The sequence below is a fragment of the Paenibacillus sp. HWE-109 genome (genome assembly GCF_022163125.1).
Classification (GTDB): domain Bacteria; phylum Bacillota; class Bacilli; order Paenibacillales; family NBRC-103111; genus Paenibacillus_E.
Genome location: NZ_CP091881.1, coordinates 782,259 through 804,677, shown reverse-complemented (window position 1 = coordinate 804,677; position 22,419 = coordinate 782,259). Strand labels below are relative to the sequence as shown.

Here is a 22,419-nt window from a genome sequence, read left to right as displayed (position 1 = left end):
TCACTCTCCTTCTATTAAAATTGCCTTCCAGCTCATCTCATCGATTTCTAGGATCGTTTGACCATCTTCACCAACTCGTAGCGCGTGTTGACCCTCATGATCGAGTTGGAAGCACCGCATAGCGGGGTGTTGAAGCGAAATGACCGTTTTCTCCTTTTTGCTATAATTCACAAAGAAGGCAAGCTTTGACTTCCCTTCTTGCAAATAGCGAACGGTCAGGTTCGGATGCCCGCCCGTCATCGTGATCGGCGGCACCATATGATGCAACTGCGCGATATGCTTAAATAATCGGCATACCGCTTCACGCTGAGCAGCCGACGTGTGAGCGCGAGCTTCCGAGGCACGGTCATACTTGCCGCTGCCGATTTTAAAGTGCAAGCTAGGTGCTACGCCGAGCAAATAGGCCGTTCCTTTGCCATAGGTATGACGCACGCCGCACACTTCTCCATCCTCACTCTTCATAAACGGCTGACCGCCTTGCAATCGAAACGTCTGCTTGACGGTGTGAAACTCTGCCCTGCCTTCCATTCCTTCCAACTCATAATCGGCCAAAAACGGCGACGTATTGTAAAATAAGTCCTCCCGCGCCCCGAACACTTCATCCAATCCCGCACCTGGCTGCACGTCGTACAGCTGCCCGAATTCATTGACATAGCCGAGTCTGCCTTCGCTAATGAGGGTGCCGCCTTCCCGAACATAGTTCCGTAACGCCTCACCTACTTTGGAAGGAAGCAAATAAGCGAGCGGGAGATGAATGATCTTGAACCGCGATAGATCGGTACCGATCAGGGTGTCGGTGTCCAGCAACTCCACCGCAAGCTGTGCCCCCGTCCAAATTGCCCTAGAACCAAAAGAGCTGTTCAAAGCATCCTCTCGGAATCCCGCTTCGCTGCCAAGTAGAAGCGACTCTTCCGGATAATAGAGACCTATTTCCGCATCCACCGGGCTGCTTTTTAGAATAGTCTCCTCGTGCAATTGGAGGAACCGCTCTACATTGCGAGGCGTCTGCGCATACGCCGTTTCCGATTCGTCAATGCGGAGGAATGCTTGTGAACCCGTAAATTTATGCGGCTGCTCCCAGATCGGCGACTTGTGCCTGAAATAGAAAATCGCTCTCGCTCCGGCACCTAGCTGTTCCATGACACAGTTCTCAATCAAACGCTGATCGACCGGAATCCGTTGAAAGGTACCATACTGCGCCGCTGTCGTCTCGCCAATCCACAGCGGTTTCCCCGTCTGCCTCGCAATGCTGCCAGCGATATCGAGCAAATAACCGTTATAAATGCCGGGTTCGTCGTAAGTCACAGCGTAGATGTCCATGACAGATGCATCACACGGTTCAGTCAGCTTCCAATAGTTTCCGCTGCCTACTTGCTGAAAATGATTGTGAAAGATCGGAAGATCTGTAATAGGCCGCATAATGGCTACCCCCCACGACAACAGCTCCTCCAACGACCAATTCGTAAATGCCATCGTATTTAAATAATGACCGATGATGCCCTCCGTCGGCGCTCCTTCCGATGATTTGTACGGATAGATCTCTTCCCAAGCGGAATATTCGACTCCCCATTCCTGATTCAAGACTGTCAGATCGCCCTTATACTTATGGTTCAGCCATTGGCGGAAGCGTATCCGCGTGGAGCCGCAGTCACAGTAGGCATGCCCGCATCTAATCTCGTTGCCGAGCTGCCAGGAGAAGATGCCCTCATAGCCTGCATATCGATTGGTAATATTTTCAATGAACGCTTGCATATGCTGTCGGTACATTGGGTGATCTACACATGCAGAGTGGATTCGCCTCGCCGCCTTTTTTCCCTCCCAGCTCACACAACGTAGGTCGTCATACGCGTTAAACAGCCAGAATGGCGTATCGTTAATACCGACGCCCATGCAGACCTGTATCCCGTTTCTGACCGCTTTTTCTACGAAATCGTCGAGCAGGTCGTAGTCATACGTCCCCTGCTTTCGCTCGATGACCGACCATCCCGGCCAAATTTCAGCAACTCGGACAGCGTTAATTCCCATTTCTCTCATTTTCACAAAATTACGTTCCAACTCTTCAGGCGGATGCGCATGACTATAATAGGTATTGCCGTGTATAAAAGATTTCACTAGCTGCTCTGCCTCCTTGGCTCCAATATGTCTTTAAAAAATGGCACAATGATTTCAGTGGTTGGATCGGAAGGATCGTACGCCTTCTCATATTCCATCAGCATTACATACCCTAGAACGCTCCAGCCCCAAAATGGATCCAAACCCATTCCCTCGCCTGTTTCTGCGTTGAAATATTCGCGAGTTCGCTCGTTCTTCAAGAGGTGCTCCATCGTTTTTTCGGCAAGATCCCTTGCGATTCCGTCGAACCCATAGTTCAACAGCCCGTGGAAAATGTAATAATTTGAAGGTACCCAAACCGTCCCTTTCCAGTTGCAGCACGTCTCATCATCGTACTTATCTTGCCGGTATCCCGGTTCGTCCTTCGCCATCGACGCAACAGGATAGGCCAGCCAGAACCGCTCCTTATTCGTCAAGTGCTCTGTTACCAGCCTTGTCGCCTGATCTGCGGAAGCCGCTCCGATCCACAAAGGGGTAAATCCGGCAACCGTCTTACAACGGATGTGCTGCCCTGTTCTGACATTAATGTCATAGAAGAATCCGTCTTCTTCATGCCAAAAGTCCGTTTGAATCTTAGTTTTCAATGACTCCGCTTTAGCCTGGTAGGCCTTCTGTTCGACAATGTAGCCTAGCTTTGAAGCAAGCTGGCTCATTGCGTCATACTCTCGAACGAGAAAAACCGCCAGATCAACGCCTTCACAAACATATGCGTCGATTGCCCCCGCCCGCTCGTCCTGGTTGTCCATACCGCTATGATCCGCGCTGTTCCACACGGGCAATCCGTTTCGATTCGAGTCGTATTCGTTGCTGAGCCAATAGGCCAGATACATTTTCAGCTTTTCAAAATAGCCGGCTTTCAGCCAATCGGCATCGTCCGATTGCTTGACGTACAACAGTGCCGTTTGCGCCAGAAACGGTTTAAAATGTTGTCCACTCTTAGGCCATACGACGCCAGCCATTCTGGAAATGAAGCCGTTCTCCTGCTGCCGATCCAAAAAAAAGGCGACGCCGGATTTACCGAATTCATAAATTCCAAAATAGGATAAAACGATATTTTCAAAGTAAAGATCCCAATCAAATAGCTCGCTGTAGCTATAACCTGTCAGGCATCGGCGTCCGTCGACGTTATGTACGCCAAGCGTTAGCGCGTTGGTGAGATCCTCGCGAAGCCTGGCGACAATCTGTTCCCATTTGACTTCATCTATATTTCACATCCAGATCACTCTCCTTGTCTTCGGTGTCATCTAAACGTAAACCTCATTCAGGAGTTCACAACCGGAACAGACCGGTACCCTCCAGCATCTCTTCATAAAGCGCCTTGCTGCTCTTCAAATCCATCGCGACAAGCGGGTCATTCACGAATGCTTTGTACCCGAGCGTATAGTCTTGACTGATGCCCGCCTTTAGAACCAGCTCTTGGTTATAGACGTGACGCACTACCCAATTAAGCAAATCGAGCGGTAGCCCGCCCGCATGGAGCGGTGTGATGCGTCCTGACTGGATCAGTGCGTTACTTTCGACGATCGCCCCCTCGGGTATATCCGGCAACTGTCCCCGGTTCGGGAAGTTGATATTCGTTACGAATGTCTCCAGACCGAGCAATCCTTTGATAATGCGCACACCTTCTTCTTTTGAAGGCTTCAATTCAACCCTGTCAGTGCCTGCGATAATGCGTTCTGTCTCTTCTATTTGTTTATCCTGGTATTCAATTCGGCTGTGCACTGTAGTGAGCTCAAAACCCCACTTGTTTTTTAAGGTGACGGGATCCGTTTGGTTCATATACCAGTCGTGGGGCATAAACTCGACCATATGTCTAGCTCCGGCTGCTGGAATCAGGCCATACCTGCCAAATAGCTCGAAGTGCAGCGGTTTGGGCCAGCGCCAGTCGCCATAGTGCCGTGATGCCCGCCCTTCTTTGCTCGCCCTGTAGCCTTCTACACCGAATTTTTGCGCCGCTTCGCGATAGAGCTCGAACAGATCAATGCCTCGATAAGAAGCTTGATCAATCCAGGTAAAATGATTAATCCCTTTGACATTCGTTTCAATCTCGTACCGTTCGACTCCGCTGACACCTCCAAATATCTCAAGGATCGCGGATAGTTCCTCTTGCGTACTGAACACCTCGTGGCAGCACCCGAATGCTTTAATGCCAGGAAAAATCTCGTAAAGCGTACGTGTACAGAGCGTCATCGGATTTGTGTAATTGATAACCCAGGCTGTCGGGCAATAACGTTCAATCTGACGTGCAAAGTTCACGTAGAGAGGAATGGTTCGCAGAGCTCTTAGGATACCGCCCGGCCCAACCGTATCGCCTACGGATTGATAGATGCCGTACTTTTCGGGCGCGTGTACGTCCACCGCCATCTCCTTAAATGTGCCTGGCAGGATGGACAAGATGACAAAATCAGCACCGGTCAGCGCCTCTTCCATGGTCGCAGCCGCTTCGTAACGCCATTTGCCTACTGCCTCGTTTGTGGCCGTAATTGTATTGCCAATCTGCGCATTATGCCCAGCCGCTCCCCCATCTATGTCGTATAACGAGACGACGCCGGATAATTGCGGCTCAAGAGCCAGATCGCACATTAGCTTCCTAGCCCAGTTTCGAGAACCTCCACCGATATAAGCGATTTTAAGCTCAGATACGTGTTCATTTTGCATATGCATCTTCCTATGTCCCCCTTATTTACATTTGGTTGCCGTGTATGTACGCACTAAATCGGGCAGGCTGAATCCAGCAAGAGTCGCTCACAGCGACCCTTGCCGGATGTCATGATCTGCTTATGGTGCCAACGTCACGACGGCTTCCGATTTCGGAGCGAGCGTATACGCATGGTTATAGCCGCTGCCGAGCAAGCTGAGATAAATGGACTTCGCCTCTCCACTGCCAAGTAGGAGCGGATTAATCGAGATTGCAGCGGAGCTCTGTCCTGCCGGTATCGTAATGGAATCGGTTATCGTTGTGTAGTCTGTGCCGTTCATGGCAGAGCCCCGGATCTGGTAATGGAGCGTCAGCGCTGCAGTCGTGCTGCCAGTCCGGCTAACTGTGAATTCTCCAGTATCTAAAAGACTACTGCCAGCATACGGGTCGGTCGCTTCAATCGAGACAACGTTCGGATTGTTCTCCTCGAACGTGATATTTGCCGTATAAGGCATTGAGGAATTGACCTTGCCCGTCGTAAATTTGTTCGTTTCCGTTACCATCTGGCTGTTGATCTTGAGATTGTAGAAATGAATGTCTTCGGTCTTGGCATCATTGTTATAACCGTATAGCCACAGCTTCTGCGGTGTCGGATAATTAGAAATTCGTGCCACTTCTGTATTCTGAAAGAACATATCATGCAGAGGCCCGACTACAATCGGAGGCGTGGCCGACTGGGCTGAATCCTTGATTCCAAAAAATTCATTCCCCGTTTTATAGCTGATCTCCTCGACCCGATACCCTTTAAAATAAACGTTATAGATATCGCCAGCGTTCTTTGAAGGCCACGAATAGATCGACACAGCCCGATCCGCATACGGGACATCGACACTATCGAAAGCGATATTGCGGATATAACCTCCATATGGATCAATCACCTTGATCGGACTGCCCGTCGACCCATTAATGATGATGGTATTGCGGACCGTCAACCCGTCGTTCGGCAGCTCCCTGCCGATAGAATTCGAGAAGTTGATCCCATCATCTTCGCCAACGATAAGGCTGTTCTCGACCAACACATTGGATGACCCCCCCTGGAAATTGTAGCCCTCTGTTCGATCACGGCCATTACCAACAGGATCAAAGTGCGTTCTTAAGGCCAAAATTGCTTTAACATTTCGAATTGTCGTATCGCTTCCTCGAATGGAGGCCGGAAGACCCGAGAACTCCGTGATCGTAATTCCTTCTATGGTTACGTCATCGGACAACGCCTCAGCTTTCGACTCGTTGATACCGTTGATAGCGGCCGTTCTGAAATAGAGACCATCTGGACGCGCATGATTATTGCCGAATAGCGTGCCTCGGCCGTAGATCTTGACATCGCTTTTCCCGCCTACCGCAAAAAATCCCGTAAACTGAATTTTCCCATCCACGATCGGAAGCGCATCTGTGTCCAGGAACAAATAAGCACCACCAGCCAAATAAATTTTCGCATGGTTAGGGACGTAAACCGTCTTTCTCCAGTTATATACACCAGGAGGGAAATAGAGTATTTTGCTATCAGCCGTCGCCAAAGACAGGGCAGAATAGACTGCATCACTGACAGACACAACCCCCGTATTGTCGATGCCATAGTCAAGCACGTTCACCACGTCGGCGTCCCCAAGCTGCGGTGTATCAGCATCCTCCAACGGATCCGCGATGAGATACAACTTATCTCGGATCCTATCGATTACATCTGCATCATTCGCCGCCTTGGCGGACGCTGCGTCGGCGTATGGAGCATCGTAGTGATACGATTTATCTTTTTGCAGCAGCAACTGCATCGGACGATCGATCGAGAAGCTGATATTACGACCGCTTTGCGTCGTCGCGATTTCGTAGCTCTCCGGGCTGAGCGTCCAGTCGTCGTCAAAATCCGAAGCGTCCGCTACCGTCACCGTAATATCGGCCGTGCCTGAGAAGGCGAAGTGCGCATAACCTCCCTCGATCGTCTTCTGCACAATGACAGGCTGGCCGTTCACCTTGACTGTATAGTTGTCAGCCGGCTGCACGAAACCAGGCACCGGATATTGAAGCAGTACGTCGCTAGTACCCGACAACGGGGAGGTAACGGCAACGAAAGTGGAAGCCGTGTAAACGGCATTCGAAACACTCGTCGCTGTGATCGTTGCGATTCCGATATCAACCGCGGTTACGACGCCATTTGCAACAGTGGCGACACTGCTGTCGCTCGTCGACCAAGCGACATCCTGATCCGCACGGTCTGGCGTCGCCGTTGCTGTCAACGAGTCCGTGGAACCTTTCATGATGGAGGTTGTTCCCTTGTTCAGATGAACACCGTCTACGGGTGGATGAAGCGCTTCTACCGTTACTGTGTAGGACGCAAAATAAGAAGAGTCGACGCTGCTGATCGCTGTTATCGTCGCAATCCCTGGTGATACGCCAGAGATGACGCCGCCGCTGACTGTCGCGACGCTGCTATTGCTTGTCGACCAAATCACGGACTGACTTGCTGTACTTGGAGCAACCGTTGCGAAGAGCGTGTCCGTGCTGCCTTCTATGACCGTCCCTTCAGTCTTATTCAGAGATACCGTCAACGGCAACTCATCAAGAATAGAAATATCGTCAATGTATACGGTCCCCGATCTGCCATCGTTGGTATCGTCTCCGATGCGAAGCACAGTGAAGTTCATCACCAGCGAAGTCGACGATACCTGAATACCATCAATATACAGCAAGCACGAGGTGCCTGAACGCATATCCCATACAAACTGATGCCACCCCGTCGTCCTAGGCACAGACGATTCCGCCCATGCGTTGCCGCCAAGCTTGTAGGCGTAGTTCAACGTGCTGGTCTGCGTCCGAACGCCGAGATAAGCTTTTTCTTGTACAACCGTTTCCGCTTGCATGCTGTTATCCGCCGCATTGTCGTAGAACCATACGGAAAGGACTTTATTCGTCCACGCGGACGTCCAGGTTTTCTTAATTTCGTCGCGTTCCTCATTAAGGATATAGCTGTTGCTGCCTTCATGCCTTTGCACTGTGCTTACACTCGGGGTGCCATACACGGTCGTCCATTCACTAAACCCATTTTCAAATCCGTCGCTCCAGAGCGGTACAGCTGCAGAAGCCGATGGTATTAAAGGAAGAACTGGCAACAGAAGAGACAAGATGAAGAAGATCGTACAGATTCTTTTCCAGACAACGCTAATTTTCAAAGGAATACCTCCCGTGACGATTGATGGACAGCTATGTTAAGCATTTACTCTTTAAGCGCGCCGATCATCGCGCCCTTGACGAAGTACTTTTGAAGGATCGGATAGAAGCACATAATGGGAATAATCGATACCATAATAATGCAGTATTTCAATTGGGAAGCCAGTTCTTCCCGCTGTGAGAAACTACTGTATTCTGAAGTGATATCAACGTTGTTCTGAATGAGCACTTCCATCAGGTAGATTTGTAACGGCTGAAGATTTTTATCGATCAGATAAATCATGGCGTTGAAGTAGTTGTTCCAATAGCCGACTGATGAGAAAATCGCAACAACACTAATAATGGGCAGCGACAACGGAAGCACGATTCGCGTCAAAATTTTAATATCGGTAGCCCCATCGATTTTGGCGGCCTCCGTTAGACTATCCGGTATGGACGTTTGGAAAAAGACGCGCGCCATGATCACGTTCATCGCACCCATTGCGCCGGGAAGCACGATCGCCCAGCGGGTGTTGTAGAGCCCTAACTTTTGAATCAACAGAAAGTTTGTAATTAGCCCACCGTTAAAAAACATCGTAACGGCCAGCAAAATCATAAAAATGCCACGGGCGGAAAAGTCTTTTCTCGATAGCGGGTAAGCGAAAGTAAGCGTCAAAAAGATATTCAGTGCCGTGCCGACGACCGTATACCAAATTGTGTTATAATAACTCACCCAGATACGAGAATTTTCAAAGATTAAACTGTACGCCTCGAGCGAAAAACCTTTCGGCCATAACCATACCTTCAACTCGATGACGGCCTTTGGATCGCTGAGCGACATGCTGGCGACATAAATAAATGGATACGCCGTCACAAGCGCTAGGATACACAATACTAGGATAATGACGCTTTCCACCCATCCGATTCGGCTTGCATTTCGTGACATACGTGATGCTCCTTTACCACAGTGATACATTATTGACTCGTTTGCTGATATAGTTGATGAGGATTAAAATCAGGAAACTTGCAACCGAGTTGAACAAACCAACGGCTACACCGAAGCTGTAATCGGCTCCGAGCAGACCGCGCCGATACACATATGTAGAGATGACATCCGCCGTCTCATATGTCCCCGGATTATAGAGCAGAATGATTTTCTCATAACCGACGCTGAGCAGCTTCCCCATGTTCAAAATAAGCAGCGTCACGATCGTCGGCATGATAGAAGGCAGCGTGATGCTAGTCATCTTCTTCCAGCGTCCTGCGCCTTCGATATCAGCCGCTTCGTAAAGGTGAACGTCGACCGCCGTCAAAGCGGCCAAATAAATGATGGAGTTCCAACCGAAGCTGGCCCAAACATTCGAGATGACATAAATGGTACGGAACCAGCCCTGATCTCCCAGCAGATTCGTCTCACTTCCCGTCAACGCATAGATGAGGCGTGTAATAATGCCATCCGTAGGCGACAGGAAATTGACAATCAAACCTGCGATAATCACTGTCGATATAAAATGTGGAAAGTAACTGACCGTCTGCACGAACCGCTTGAAATACTGCCGCCTAAGCTCATGCAAGAGCAAAGCAAAAATAATTGGGATCGGGAACCCCCACAACAGGTCGTAAAGGTGCAGGAGGATCGTATTTTTAAGTAAACGGAAAAAATAAATAGAATTGAAAAACTCATTGAACCATTTCAAACCGACCCATTCACCGCCGAAGAATGAATCTCCTGGGGAGAAGTCCTTAAATGCCAGAACTAAACCGGCTAACGGGATATAATCGAAAATCAGCAAATAAATCGTTCCTGGGAGCAGCAAAGCATACAGATATTTGTTTTTCGAGAAGTGCGTCACCCATTTTGCTGTTTTCGTCTGGCCATGTCTGGCTTGCGCGCCTGTAATCGCATCCATTTTCATAAAGCGCTCCTTCCAAAGGCCGCATGTAATTAGTTTTGCTTCCAACGATCGTATTGCTGTTGCTTGATTTTCACAACGTCATCGATTCCCATTGCTTTCAGTTTCTCCACAAACTTATCGTAATTCGAAAGTGGTTCCGCCCCCATTATGAATTTTACTTGCATTTCATTGCTATACGTCATAATATCAGCCATTTTTGAGGTAATCGCATTTGACTCGGCTGACGTGCTGATGACCGGCGGGAACACGAACTTGTAAAACGGCTTCGCATTTTGCACCAGTTTGATCGAATCCGACGAAGACAGCGCCGCCTGGAATTGATCTTTCGCTTCCTTCATAACAATCTTCGGAAGTCGCGATGCTCCTAATGCCGCCAAAGCAACGGATGGGTTGGGATACTTTTGGTTTTTGAGAATCGTGTCGTTCAACACAGGCTTGCCGTTCACGAGCGAGTAGTTCGTGCCTTCGACTCCGAAATTGAAGAGCTGCTTGCCTTCATCGCTAGCAAAGATGTAATCCAGCCACTCAATCGCCAGCTTCGGATTTTTAGCTTCCTTTGTGATTGAGAATTTGTTGTCCTTCACTGGATAATCGACTTCATAGGCCTGATCGCCTTCCGGGCCTTTCGGCGGCATCGCCAGCACCCAGTTGGCGCCGGGATAGCTACCTTGCATCGACTTGTTGTTCTCATCGTTGCGGTTTGCCCATCCACTTGTCGCTCCCCCGATATTGCTGACTACATACGCTTTCGCCTTGTCATAGTGGGCAGTCATCATGCCTTGATCGATCAAACCTTCCTTCCACCACTTATTCATTTCAGTTAAAAATTGCTTTGCCTTCGGAGATGTCCACGAGTATTGGACTTTCCCTTTAGCATCTACGGAGAACCATTGGCTTCGAGGTGCCATGCCATAAGCTTGAGTGAAGTACCCGATCGCATCAATGCCGCCTGCAACGAACGGTACCTCGTCGTCTTTACCGTTACCGTTAGGGTCCTTTTCCTTAAATGCTTTCAGCACAGTATGCCAATCATCGATCGTCTTTGGTTCGGAGAGACCCAGTTTCTGGACCCAGTCCTGACGGTACGCCAGCCCAAGCACATTGTAATCATTGGTGTAAAAGTCCACGCTTCCCGGCAGATAGGTAATCGAACCATCAGGCGCTGTCAACGCTTTGCGAACGTCCGGATTGTCGTTTAGAAACTTTTTCAAATGAGGGGCGTATTGGTCAATTAATTCATTCAACTTCAAAATCATTTTGTTCTCACTTAATTGGAGAGGATCCGCGTCCTTCGGCAGCATGATAATATCTGGTAAGTTGGAAGCCGCAGCGATACGTGTTCTCATCACCGTGTCATAGTCCGTTTTGTTGACCTCCCATTTCAGTTTTACACCTGTTCGTTGCTCAATCTGCTGCAAAACTGGATAGTTGCCCGTAGTAAACGATAAGTCAGGCACCTCATTATCCAGTGTCGCGATACGAAGCGTCTCTCCCGAATCCGTTAGAGGCAGCTTCCATTCCGACGCGCCTGTTGAAGGTTGTGCCGATGTGACTACCTTCTTCTCTTTGTTGTCGCTGCTGCATCCTGACATAACGATACTCAGTACGACACAGCTGCTAAGCAAACTTAATGACGATTTTTTAACCATTACTTTTACCCTCCCTTGAATGACTAGCTTCCCTCTCCCAAAATAAAGGACATGAGGGCCTTCTTGCGTTTACTACCTGAAATCCATTTAAGATAGCGCTTGCATAATCTAACTTAATGTTTCTTTCGACGAATCACAACGATCATTATTTGTGTTTAGGATCATTTTTGAAAAAGAGCTGCAATCAAATTCGAATCCATGCCATCGTTTTTTGCTAGCAGGCAAGGTTCACTTTTTTCAGAAGCGTTCATATTTTTCAATATGAATAAAATCAAAGCCTGTAGAGGTCGCAAGGCGATCTTTACAGGCTTTGGCTAAGGCGGGGGCTTTGCAAGCACAAGGAAAGCAAGCTACTATGACTCGTCCGACATGTCTCTGAATTCGCTCGGATTCACACCTTCTACTTTTTTAAATGCTCTACGGAACGTCAACGTGTTCTCATACCCCACTTTTTTGCCAAGCTCCTCCAGCGTAAGTTCGTTTGCTGCCATGAATGATTTGGCGGTAGTAATTCTTTTCTTCGTAAGATAATCGACGAAGGTCATGCCAGTAAATTCCTTGAATAACTTGCTCATCTGGGACGCGGACATACCAAAATGCTCGGCCAACGCATTTAACGAAAATTCACTGAAACAATAATGAAGGTCTACATAATCAAGAATATCTTGATGTGCCTTAGCCGACTCCAGCTTTCTTCTCTCTTTAAACATCGTACAGATCTCTTTGTACAGCTGATAGACGTAAGCTTTGATTTCGTTGACTGTACTTATTACTGGGAATTGTCCTTCGTCATTCAGCACCATCTTCACCATCCCTTGACTCTCCGGCACCTTTAAGGCCGTCGAGATGAGATCGTATAATAGACATTGGGCTGGCAAGGCTCCGAAAGATGGATGTTCAAAATTAGCTCGGAGCAGTTGGTCGAGAATGGGCTCGACTTTATCAAAGTCGCCAATGCGAAGTCGATGCTGGAGTTCTTGTTGCTTTTCAGCCGGGAACCAATAGCGGAGCTCGTTATTGCTGGAAATGTCGTTAAATGAAAGCACGGCTTCCGAGTTATCCGACGTGACCAGTGTGTGGTTAATAACGATTACAGCCTCCCTGTAAGAAGCGCTTATTCCTTCAAGCCCGCTGTACGGACTCCCGATTCCTGTAACAATTCCAGCCCGAGATTCATTCGCGAACACTTTTTTCTTAATTTCCTTTAAAGCGTTCCTCATCTCGTCCCCATTATCCGTATTCACGACAACAGCAAAGCGGCCGTTTTCCAACTCGATAATGTAGAGTTCTTCCCCTTCTGCAGCTGTCCATTGTGAAATTTTTTGCCGCAGGTTCGTCGTATCGGCCTGAGCGTTCGGCAAATAAATAACAGCTACCGTCCAGTTATTGTTCCGGTTTCCAATGTGCATCATTCGCATCGTGTACTCGATTTGGTCAGAGCTTAGCGTATTATAAAGCAGCTTGATGAACAAAGAATAGACCGCCATCGGCAAATAATCGTTCACCTTGCTCTCTAACTCTTGGCGAGTCAGCTTCATTTGATCGAACTTCGACTTAATGACATCGTACTCATAGTAGGATTTGACATTACCCTCACGATCTTTGCTTTGACCGCTTCTTGGCTCTTCCTGCACGTTGTCAATTAACCTGCGGATCGGACGATAATTGTTGAACGCCATGAAATAGGAGGCGATGATGCCGGACACGAGAATCAATGCGATCAAAATCCACGTTGCATAATTAAAATAATTCACTTTATCCAGCACGACGGCTTTAGGAACAACTGTAATGTAATACCAATTGTTAAACTTTGACGGGGCGTAAAACGCATAGGAAGCGCTCTCATCATCCATCGTCAGTTGCTCGACAACGACTTTTTTGTCGGTCTTGTATTGCAATTTTCTCTGAATGCTTTCCTGCATGTTCAGGCCAGTAAGAAAGGAATCAGGCCCGTTCATAATGTAAATCGAGGAACCTGGCAGCTGAAACGTATTGTTAAGCTGATCTTTAATACGGCTTTCTTTGATGCCGATTAAGATGGTTGCTCTCGGGGTTTGATCCAGCAATGTCGGAATTGTTTTGACGTAACTAACCACATTATCTATCCGTTCGTAACTGTTCAAGCGTCGGGGACTTAAAATTTGACCACTCGTATATTGCGAAATGGACTTCTCCCACTCAGCAACAGTCATGTTCGCATACGCATAATCTCTCGTAAAAAACCAATCGAAGGAGTCTAAACCTTTCGAGGTCAGCACCTGCTTTTTCGTATTAAAAATAATTGCGATCCGCTCGATCATCGTATTGATCGACTGGTAGTTTTGCAAGTAGGTAGCATAGTCGGCAAGTTGCTCTTGCGTGACACGACTATAATCGATGTTGTTTCCTTCCATGGCAGCGATTCGCTGCACCCAAGGCGATTCGGATAACGTCTGGGTCATCGCATTCATGCCCTGAAAACTGTTGTCCATCGAATCGATGACCTGCTTCAGCGTGCTGATGTAAAATTTTTCAGTTTGCTCCTTGATGACTGTACTCATCCACCAATAGCCCCACGTTCCGAGCAGAAACAAAGGTAGAATTAAAATTATGAGATATGACACTAAAAACTTATTTTTTACGGACTTTTTTCGCTCCATTATTCTCATCGATTTTAGTCCTTTCATCCAGTAGTACCATGTCTATGTTTATTGTAGCATAGAAGAAGCCGTCATATGCATTAAAGAAGGCTCAGAGTCTTTATATTCAGTTCACATAAAATCTCAATGATAACCCTATAAACATATTTCCAACATCAGTATAATTTCTTTATTATTCCAAAGGTGAATACTTTCTCATTGTAAGAAAAAAACAGTATTAGCAAGTGTTCTTGCTTCGTCGTTTAAAATATTGTCTCAAATATATAGTATGGTGTATTCTTCCAGTCCATCCCAATTCCCGAATAAGACATTCTTTAGAAGGCGTATTTACGGCGGCTGTGAAGAAAGAATAGATGAGCTCTTAAACAATAATTGGATAATAGAGGGGGGCGCCAAACCAATTCAACTACTACTACTAAATAAAATATGCGTTCACCCGATAGAAGGTAAATACTGTTCAAACTCCAAAATTCCCAACGAGGAATAGTTGCAGGCCAAATATTTTTAGTCATATTCTTTGGTATCATATTTCGGTGAATCGATGAATGCAGAAAGTACGGTGCCTCGTCCATAGTGTCCCAAACAAAGTCACGGGAACATCCTTGTATTCAACGTGAGGTGAGGGATGGAACTGTTTACATCATTTTTGTTGTAAATACAACAAAAATGATGTACTATTTTTTTACGACGTTTGAAAAATATATTAGTGGAGTTGCAATTATGAAAGAAATTCTACGTGAGGTTGGAATGATAGCCAGGGCATTGGATTCTATAAGTAATATAGAATTTAAAAAATATGACCTTACTAAAGGACAGTACTTGTACCTCGTGCGAATTTGTGAAAATCCAGGGATTATTCAAGAAAAGTTAGCTGAAATGATAAAGGTTGACCGCACAACAGCAGCTCGTGCTGTTAAGAAACTGGAGGTTAATGGATTTATTGAAAAGAATGGTGATGCCTATAACCAAAAAATTAAAAAGCTATTTCCTACAGAGAAAGGGAAGACAGTTTACCCTTTTATAAAGAAGGAGAACGATTATTCCAATAGGGTCGCACTAGCTGGATTCTCCGAAAATGAAATAGAAACGATTTTTAACCTGCTGCAAAGCGTCAGAAAAAATGTTGAGAAAGACTGGGAGTTTGTAAAAAAGGGAAACAATAGAAATTATTGATTCTGTAAAAGGAGGACACACCAAATGACTATATACATAACCAAGGGTACATTTGAAGATTTAGGATTACTTCAAGAAATCAGTGTTGAAACTTTTAATGAGACATTTAAGAATCAAAATTCACTTGAAAACATGAAAGCCTACCTGGAAAAAGCATTTAACTTAAAACAATTAGAAAAGGAATTATTAAATGTCTCTTCGGAATTCTATTTGATATATGCCAATGAGGAAATTGCCGGGTATTTAAAACTAAATACCAATGATGCTCAAACTGAAAAAATGGGCAATAATTCGCTTGAAATTGAGAGGATCTATATAAGGAAAAAACTTCATAAGCAGGGGCTTGGGAAATATTTAATAAATAAAGCTTTAGAAATAGCGATAGAAAGGAATAAAGAGAAGATTTGGCTAGGGGTTTGGGAAAAAAATGAGAGCGCCATTACCTTTTATAAAAAATTAGGCTTTGTCCAAACAGGAGCCCACTCTTTCTATATGGGTGATGAAGAACAAACAGATATTATAATGACCAAACTAGGAAAAGCAAAGTTAAGTCAAAACCATTCTGTACAGCGGCAAGAGCTTGTTATTAATCAACTGGAACGGATTCAGAATGGAGACGAACAAAAGATTGTCTCTCTTATGAAAGCAAACCTAAAGAACGAAAATTAATCAGGCTTCAATTTGTAAAAGTTTAAGAGGAGGGCAACTAAAATCGTTATCTGCCAACTGCCCTCCTAAATACTTAGTAGTGATCAGCCAGTAGTGCTGATCACTCGTACGGGTCCAAGGAGTCCGCTCGGTTCTTGCTGCGCAAATGCCGATAAGAAATCGGGCTGCTCTTTCACCAACGTATTCGTAACTTCAATAACTAGCTTGTTCTTGCCCTTATTGATCAGGCCATTGATCTCAATGCGGTAAGGCGGGCAGATGCGCACTCCTGCTTCCTCACCGTTTATCCATACTTGTGCAGTTTCATAGACCTCACCCAAGTCTAAATGAGCCTGATTTGCAGATTCATCCCACTCAAACTCCGTTTCGTATCTGAAGGTGCCTGTAAATCGAGGTAAACAATCAGGCCTACTCATATTCATTAGATCAGCCAGTCTCCCCCATTCTTCAAAACGAGGATAATGTGCAGCCTCAGAAGTCGATACCATCCATTCGCCTTTTAGCTCAAATTCGGACCCGGCTATATTCGGTGGCAACGCATCATAACCTTCAAGGACAGCACCATGAAGCAGTACGATGGACTCATAGGAATGAAGAGCAACCTCCACCACCTTCGCACCGTTCTCCCTAGTTACATGTAAACTAGTCAAACGATTCAAGAATGCATCATAAGCATATACATCACCTTGAACAGGCAACATGATTTTCCTGCGAATGGTTTGATGTGAATGTTCGTTAAAGAACATATACACATCCAAACCCTCATGAACATAGTGGTAGTTTCGAAGATACGGTTCGTGTGCGTCAACACTTATCTCATAATGGCCGTCAGCAATAAGCAATTGCGCCAGATCGTCTAAAGCAACAACCTTCACATTCCGGTGATCGGCAAGGCAAGCTAGTTCAGCGGAAACCTCGTTGCCTTCGCTCGATCGCGTCGGCAGCTCGCCGACAAAGCGAACAGCTAGTCCTTGTTCAGTCAACTCCACCAAACGGTGAATCATCGCCGCTGGAAGCGCTTCTGCATATGGCACGATAAGGCAAGCGAAGTCTTCGTTATTTACATGCAGCTTGTTGTCTTTCACGCTTGCTGCGTTTAGAAGAATATCAATGGGAATAACATCGCAATCGATCTGATGCTGCATTAATTGCTTCACGGGCTGATGGAAATACATCGCTTCCCCAGACCATTCGGCTTCAGCATGATACACGACTGCCGCAGTCGCAACGTGCCTTCCACCTGAAATCAAATGACTGATCCGATTCATATATCGATTTAAATGCTTGTAGTAGCGGTATTGCGGATTTTTCCCGCCTGCATACATATGCGGCGGACAATCTGGATCAGGAGCTTTCTGGGTAAAGGCATGCGGGACAAAATAATTGACGCCGCGGACCAACATATGGTCTGTGAGCCATTTCATTAGCTTCAAGCCTTCTGCCCAGCCATAAGCCCCATATACTTCACACATCGTCCGGCCTTGTTTCTTCGGATCGATATGTCCAAGCGATACACCAAGCTTACCAAGCCCATAGTGGAAAAATTCGCTATCCGTGTCTCCACCAGGCTTGCTATAAGATAGCTCATCGAAACCGGGGACGATCTGCCACAATACCACATCTAGGCCCGACATATCTTGTCCCCACATGGATCGGAAGAAGTGTCCGGCTCCGGAGCCAAGCCTTGCATGCACGTTGTTGTCTTCAAGTACATGTCCAATGTATTCTACTCCGCGGGCTCTGCACCACTCTCCGATTTGGCTGCAAAAGTTGTCCGCATAGAGCTTGCTGACAATATTCATATAGGTATACCGTACGATAGTGGTCTGTTCTCCCGCATTATGCCAGAGAAGATAGAGGCGCTTTCGGTAGTCCTCACCTAACGCCTGCTCAAGCAAGGCAGGCATTTCATTGCTCCAAGGAAGCGGCACTCCTTTTTTTCCAGGTTTTGAATGGAAGTCAAAGGTAGTCTTATCGTTGTAGAATCCCGGTTCGTCCGAGAAGAATCCGGCAAATGTCTTTCCGAAATCTGCCTTGTATCGTTCATACACAGCTTCATACACCGTGTCAAGCAGAATACGGACGGAATCTCGGTCTATGGGGTTCAGATAATCATCCTGCTGCTGGCTGCCGCCATCCCTATTTTCAGAAATAATAAATACCCGCCAATACCCATCAGGGATATCCCAATATAGGATACCGTCTTGCACAAGATCAGTGATGTCGATACAATCACTGAGTAATTCTCCATTAGAGGGATGTCGGCGGACCGCGACAACGGAGATTAATTTATTCTTTCCACTCGCTTTTTCGGACTGTGAGATGGTCGGCCTAAGCCCACGCATCAGCAAGGTATCCAATAGCAGAGAGGTGCCTTGAGCAGGACCGATTGTATCGATATAACGTTCACCCAAAAACTTGCGATGAAGCTCTTCCGGAGCCTCCCTCACCTTGCCTGCCGCATGCCCTGTTGGAAAATGGTCGTCATCCAGCAGCCATACCTTCATCCCGCGATCCCGAGCTTCATCCATAATAATATCCATATCTGTCCACCATTTCGGTCCAAGAAAATCTGGATGAGGACGAGCTTCTATACAAACGGCTCTGATGCCGGATTCATGAACACGCGCCATCTCTTCACGGATCAGATATTCTTCCTCCCCATGTTGCCAGAGAAAAGGTAGAATATAATTTTGCTCTCGACCCTCAAGCACTTCCTTAATACGATTACTCATTGCAGCCTCCTATAAGAGCTTCGATTATGATCCCAAGCTTGGATGGAAATATCCGCCCAACTTCGATGAGAAGCTGAGCGGATATTTCGCGTTCATTCTTTATTTTTTTACTTTCGCATACCATTCTCTCGCGCGCTTCGTTACTTCTTCGCCGCCCGATTTATTCCACTTCTCTACAAATTCGTCGAATTTGCTGGTCGGATACTGCCCTGTAATAATCTTACTGGCATATTCGATATACAGAGTGCGATTGTTGATGTCCGGGAAGTCGTCGAAGACGCTGGCCGGCATGCCGTCGCCGGCAATAGACTTGGCGTACTTCTGAACTTCTTGCATATCTCGAACGGTTTGATCAATCTCCCACATGGTGTCTGCCGATGCAGTACTCTTAAGAAGGTCAATTGTAAAATCAAGTGTCGCCAGAGCCGAAGATGGATTAAAAAGTCCAACATTCTCTTGAGTACTCTTGTCTTCCGGGAGTTTGATTGCTTTTCCATCCTTCATCGTATAGTGCATACCTTCTACACCAAGGTATAGATCTTTCCAATTTTTCTTATCGTACAAATTGTTAAGCAGCTTTAAGCTGGCCATCAACTTCGTCTGGTCCTTGCTGTTCTTGACGACCCATTGCGGGGCCATCCTCTTTTTCGACGTATAGAAGCCCTTAAAGCCCTGAACTTCCGGTATGGGGAGTATAGAGAACTGGGCCTTCTCACCCGTGTTCTTTTGCAAAGCGTCCAGATTAAGATTGAGAGTCTCTACCCATTGAAAATAGTTACCAGCCTTATTGGCGTTAACCTTGCCCTCCCACTTGGCCTTGTCGTTCAGAAGGGTTTCCTTATCCATTAATCCGTCCTTGTACAATTTTGCAGCAAATTCCAAGGCAGCTTTCATATTCGGCGTTACCGCGGAATAAGTAAGCTTGCCGTCGTACAGATCCCAATCTGGATATCCTTCGAACATGGCAACACCATACATGGCAAACAGATGGTCCATCCAACGCGCCTCTTGACGACCGCCGGTCGGTTGCTCATCCTTCTGTCCATTTCCATTGGGATCCTTATCCCGAAACGCCTCAAGAACTTTCACATAATCCTCTTGTGTCTTCGGCATCTGCAAGCCCAGTTTGTCCAGCCAATCCTGACGAATCATGCCACCGTATCTTCCGTAGTCTATTACCGTAGGAATATAATAAATTTTGCCCTGACCGGTAGGATCATTTGCTTTGACGACATTCCAAACATCCTGCGAAATGGCTTGCCATACATTCGGCGCATATTTCGGCAGAAGGTCGGTCAGATCGGCGATAGCACCGTTTTTGGCCAAGGTGTTTTCAGTGCCCCCATAGGGAAGAAACAAATCGGGCGTTTCGCCGGCTGCGATCTTCAAGTTTAACTGGTTTAAGTAGTTGGTGCCTCCACCCCATTCCACATACGGGTTAATTACGCCAACGCCTAGCTTCTCCTTCAGAAATGCATAGGTCTTGCTGTCTTTGGTGATGGGCTTGAAGCCGACATTGGTTCCCCATACTTCAATATCAACAAATTCATTGCCACTAGTATTTTGGTTCTTAGCAGAAGATGCAGGGCTTGCTGATGAGTTCGCATTCCCGCTACAGCCGGTTGCAGCAGTAATCGCAAGGAGACCTACCACTGATAATAACCCCATCTTTTTAAAATTCATGTATTGTTCCCCCTCAAAATGATATGTTTAAGGCTGTCCGCCTATAAACCGGTAAGGACGTTTTACCCTTTTACAGAACCAATCATGGCTCCTTTGACAAAGTACTTCTGCAGGAAAGGATATACCACAACGATTGGAATAATTGCAAAGATAACGGTCGCAGCTCTCAATGTACGCTCGTTATAGTTCAGATCACCTATTGTAGCGGGACCTGCCATAATCACGTTATCGTCGGTGATAAACTGCCGAATCTTGATCTGCAGTGGGAACCAATCCGGATCTTGCAGGAAAAAGAGTGGGTGCTGAAACTGGTTCCACAACACGACTGCGTAAAATAGCGCGAGTGTCGCCATTACCGCTTTGGACAGCGGAAGAACAAATTGGAACAGCATTCGGAAGTATCCACTACCCTCAAGGAAAGCGGCCTCCTCCAATTCCTTAGGAAATTGCTTAAAGAAGGTTCTCATGATGATTAGATTAAACGGATTCAATATATGCGGTACGATCAGGACGAGCGGGTTATTATAAAGCCCGATGCCCCGAACCGTCAGAAAGTAAGGTACAATAGGCGCCTTGAAAATCATCGCGATCACCACCCCGACCATAATGACAGGCCCCCAGCGGAACTCCGTCTTCGATAGAGGATACGCGAGCAAAGCGGTCATCAGCAAAGCGAGCACCGTGCCGATTACCGTCGATCCGAGCGTTAAGAAGAACGCCTTCCATAGGTCGGGACGATCAATCATATGCCCCCAGGAGGCTAACGTAAATTGCTTTGGCCAAATCGTTACCAGATTCATATCGACGGCGCTCTTGGAACTGAACGATGTAGCAATCACGGACAGGAGCGGTATGAGTGCTATGATTGATAACAGGATGAGAATAATCGTAATGGCTGCGCCAAATGCTTTTTCCCCTCTCGATACAAACATGTCTACCAGAGCCCCCCATCCGAAAACTTCTTAGATAGTTTATTGAAAATGAATACCAGAATAAATCCGATCACTGACTGAAACAAGCCTACTGCTGTAGCGTAGCTATACTGGGCCTGCTGAATGCCTGCCCGGAACACATACGTATCGATGATATCTCCAACGTTGTAAGTCATCGGTGTGAGAAGATTAAACACTTGATCGAAGCCTAGATCCATGAAGTTACCGATTTCCAATAGGAACAGAACCAGCACGGTAGGCAGCAGAAGCGGAAACGTAACGTGTCGAATTTGCTTTAACTTGGACGCGCCGTCAATCATAGCTGATTCATAAAGCTGAGGGTCGATAGAGCTGATCGCGGCCATATATACCACGGTGCCCCAACCTGCGTCTCTCCAAATGGATGTGAGTACGTAAATAGGCCGGAAGTATGCGCTTTCCTGCATGGCAAGCACAGGATCAACACCAAACCACCCCATGACAATATTGAACAATCCGCTGGTAGAAAAGATGTCGAAGACGATACCGGAAACAATAACCCAAGACAAAAAGTGCGGAATGTATAGGGCAGTCTGGATTCCTTTCTTCAGCGCAGTTTTTCGAATCTCATTGATCATCAGCGCCAACAGAACGGGCACCGGGAAGACCAAAACGATCTTGAGAAATCCCAGCGTCAGTGTGTTGCCAAACACCCGGACGAAGTCAGGATGGTGAATCAGAGTCTTAAAATGCTTGAGTCCTACCCAAGGACTATCGATAAATCCTTTAAAGACCGAATAATCTTTAAAGGCGATAACGGCACCAGCCAAAGGAATGTATTTAAAAATACAGAGAAAAATCACCCCCGGAATCGCCATGACATACAGCGGCCAATATACCTTCATTCGATGAAAAGCCTTTGCTTTCAACTTGTTCCCCCCAGTATCTAGTTGCTGAATTCGCTTACACAGTTACTATACATTCTGGCAGAAAAGCTCTCAACGGGTCATTTATGTGTAAAAACAGGTGATTTTTAAGGTGCATTTAAAACTACAAATAAAAAGATTGCTACTATTCGGCTTTTTTAGCCGATCGT

Annotated in this window: 13 protein-coding genes and 1 pseudogene; 2 read left to right on the top strand and 12 right to left on the bottom strand. The window is 46.6% G+C overall.

Annotated elements, in window-relative coordinates:
• The 8 genes from LOZ80_RS03465 to LOZ80_RS03430 form a co-directional block, all read right to left on the bottom strand.
• A complete protein-coding gene (locus LOZ80_RS03465) occupies nucleotides 1-2,112 on the bottom strand; it encodes a beta-galactosidase (RefSeq protein WP_238170110.1) in 2,112 nt (703 codons plus the stop codon).
• The gene (locus LOZ80_RS03460) at nucleotides 2,112-3,218 is read right to left on the bottom strand and encodes an amylo-alpha-1,6-glucosidase (RefSeq protein ID WP_443147047.1); all 1,107 of its coding nucleotides are present in this window, start codon (nucleotides 3,216-3,218) and stop codon (nucleotides 2,112-2,114) included. The genes LOZ80_RS03465 and LOZ80_RS03460 overlap by 1 nt, the downstream gene beginning before the upstream one ends.
• A 163-nt stretch (nucleotides 3,219-3,381) precedes the next feature.
• Nucleotides 3,382-4,776, bottom strand: coding sequence for a family 4 glycosyl hydrolase (locus LOZ80_RS03455; RefSeq protein ID WP_337950996.1), 1,395 nt, complete (start codon nucleotides 4,774-4,776; stop codon nucleotides 3,382-3,384).
• Between the two features lie 114 nt (nucleotides 4,777-4,890).
• The gene (locus LOZ80_RS03450) at nucleotides 4,891-7,971 is read right to left on the bottom strand and encodes an Ig-like domain-containing protein (protein WP_238170108.1); all 3,081 of its coding nucleotides are present in this window, start codon (nucleotides 7,969-7,971) and stop codon (nucleotides 4,891-4,893) included.
• A 44-nt stretch (nucleotides 7,972-8,015) separates the two neighbouring features.
• Nucleotides 8,016-8,894, bottom strand: a complete 879-nt coding sequence (locus LOZ80_RS03445; RefSeq protein WP_238170107.1) for a carbohydrate ABC transporter permease — start codon at nucleotides 8,892-8,894, stop codon at nucleotides 8,016-8,018.
• 13 nt (nucleotides 8,895-8,907) lie between these two features.
• Nucleotides 8,908-9,864 carry an ABC transporter permease gene (locus LOZ80_RS03440; protein WP_238170106.1) on the bottom strand — a complete coding sequence of 319 codons (957 nt, stop codon included), beginning with the start codon at nucleotides 9,862-9,864 and terminating at the stop codon, nucleotides 8,908-8,910.
• 29 nt (nucleotides 9,865-9,893) lie between these two features.
• Complete coding sequence (locus LOZ80_RS03435; protein WP_238170105.1) at nucleotides 9,894-11,513, bottom strand: DUF3502 domain-containing protein; 1,620 nt, start codon at nucleotides 11,511-11,513, stop codon at nucleotides 9,894-9,896.
• A gap of 353 nt (nucleotides 11,514-11,866) precedes the next feature.
• On the bottom strand, nucleotides 11,867-14,053 hold the full coding sequence (locus tag LOZ80_RS03430) for a helix-turn-helix domain-containing protein (RefSeq protein WP_238170104.1): 2,187 nt from the start codon (nucleotides 14,051-14,053) through the stop codon (nucleotides 11,867-11,869).
• An 819-nt stretch (nucleotides 14,054-14,872) separates the two neighbouring features.
• On the opposite strand from LOZ80_RS03430, the gene LOZ80_RS03425 reads away from it, so the two are divergent.
• Nucleotides 14,873-15,325, top strand: coding sequence for a MarR family winged helix-turn-helix transcriptional regulator (locus LOZ80_RS03425; RefSeq protein ID WP_238170103.1), 453 nt, complete (start codon nucleotides 14,873-14,875; stop codon nucleotides 15,323-15,325).
• Nucleotides 15,326-15,349: 24 nt separating this feature from the next.
• Nucleotides 15,350-15,856 (top strand): annotated as a pseudogene (locus tag LOZ80_RS03420) (GNAT family N-acetyltransferase); the annotation flags it as partial.
• A 221-nt stretch (nucleotides 15,857-16,077) separates the two neighbouring features.
• Here LOZ80_RS03420 and LOZ80_RS03415 read toward each other — a convergent pair.
• The 4 genes from LOZ80_RS03415 to LOZ80_RS03400 all read right to left on the bottom strand — a co-directional run bounded on the left by LOZ80_RS03415 (nucleotide 16,078) and on the right by LOZ80_RS03400 (nucleotide 22,252).
• Entirely contained in the window at nucleotides 16,078-18,729 is a 2,652-nt protein-coding gene (locus LOZ80_RS03415; protein ID WP_238170102.1) for a glycosylhydrolase-like jelly roll fold domain-containing protein, read from the bottom strand.
• Between the two features lie 99 nt (nucleotides 18,730-18,828).
• A complete protein-coding gene (locus tag LOZ80_RS03410) occupies nucleotides 18,829-20,412 on the bottom strand; it encodes a type 2 periplasmic-binding domain-containing protein (RefSeq protein ID WP_238170101.1) in 1,584 nt (527 codons plus the stop codon).
• Nucleotides 20,413-20,474: 62 nt separating this feature from the next.
• Nucleotides 20,475-21,344 carry a carbohydrate ABC transporter permease gene (locus tag LOZ80_RS03405; RefSeq protein WP_238170100.1) on the bottom strand — a complete coding sequence of 290 codons (870 nt, stop codon included), beginning with the start codon at nucleotides 21,342-21,344 and terminating at the stop codon, nucleotides 20,475-20,477.
• A gap of 2 nt (nucleotides 21,345-21,346) precedes the next feature.
• Nucleotides 21,347-22,252 (bottom strand): ABC transporter permease, encoded by a 906-nt coding sequence (locus LOZ80_RS03400; RefSeq protein WP_238170099.1) that lies wholly within the window; start codon nucleotides 22,250-22,252, stop codon nucleotides 21,347-21,349.
• Nucleotides 22,253-22,419: the final 167 nt, after the last annotated feature.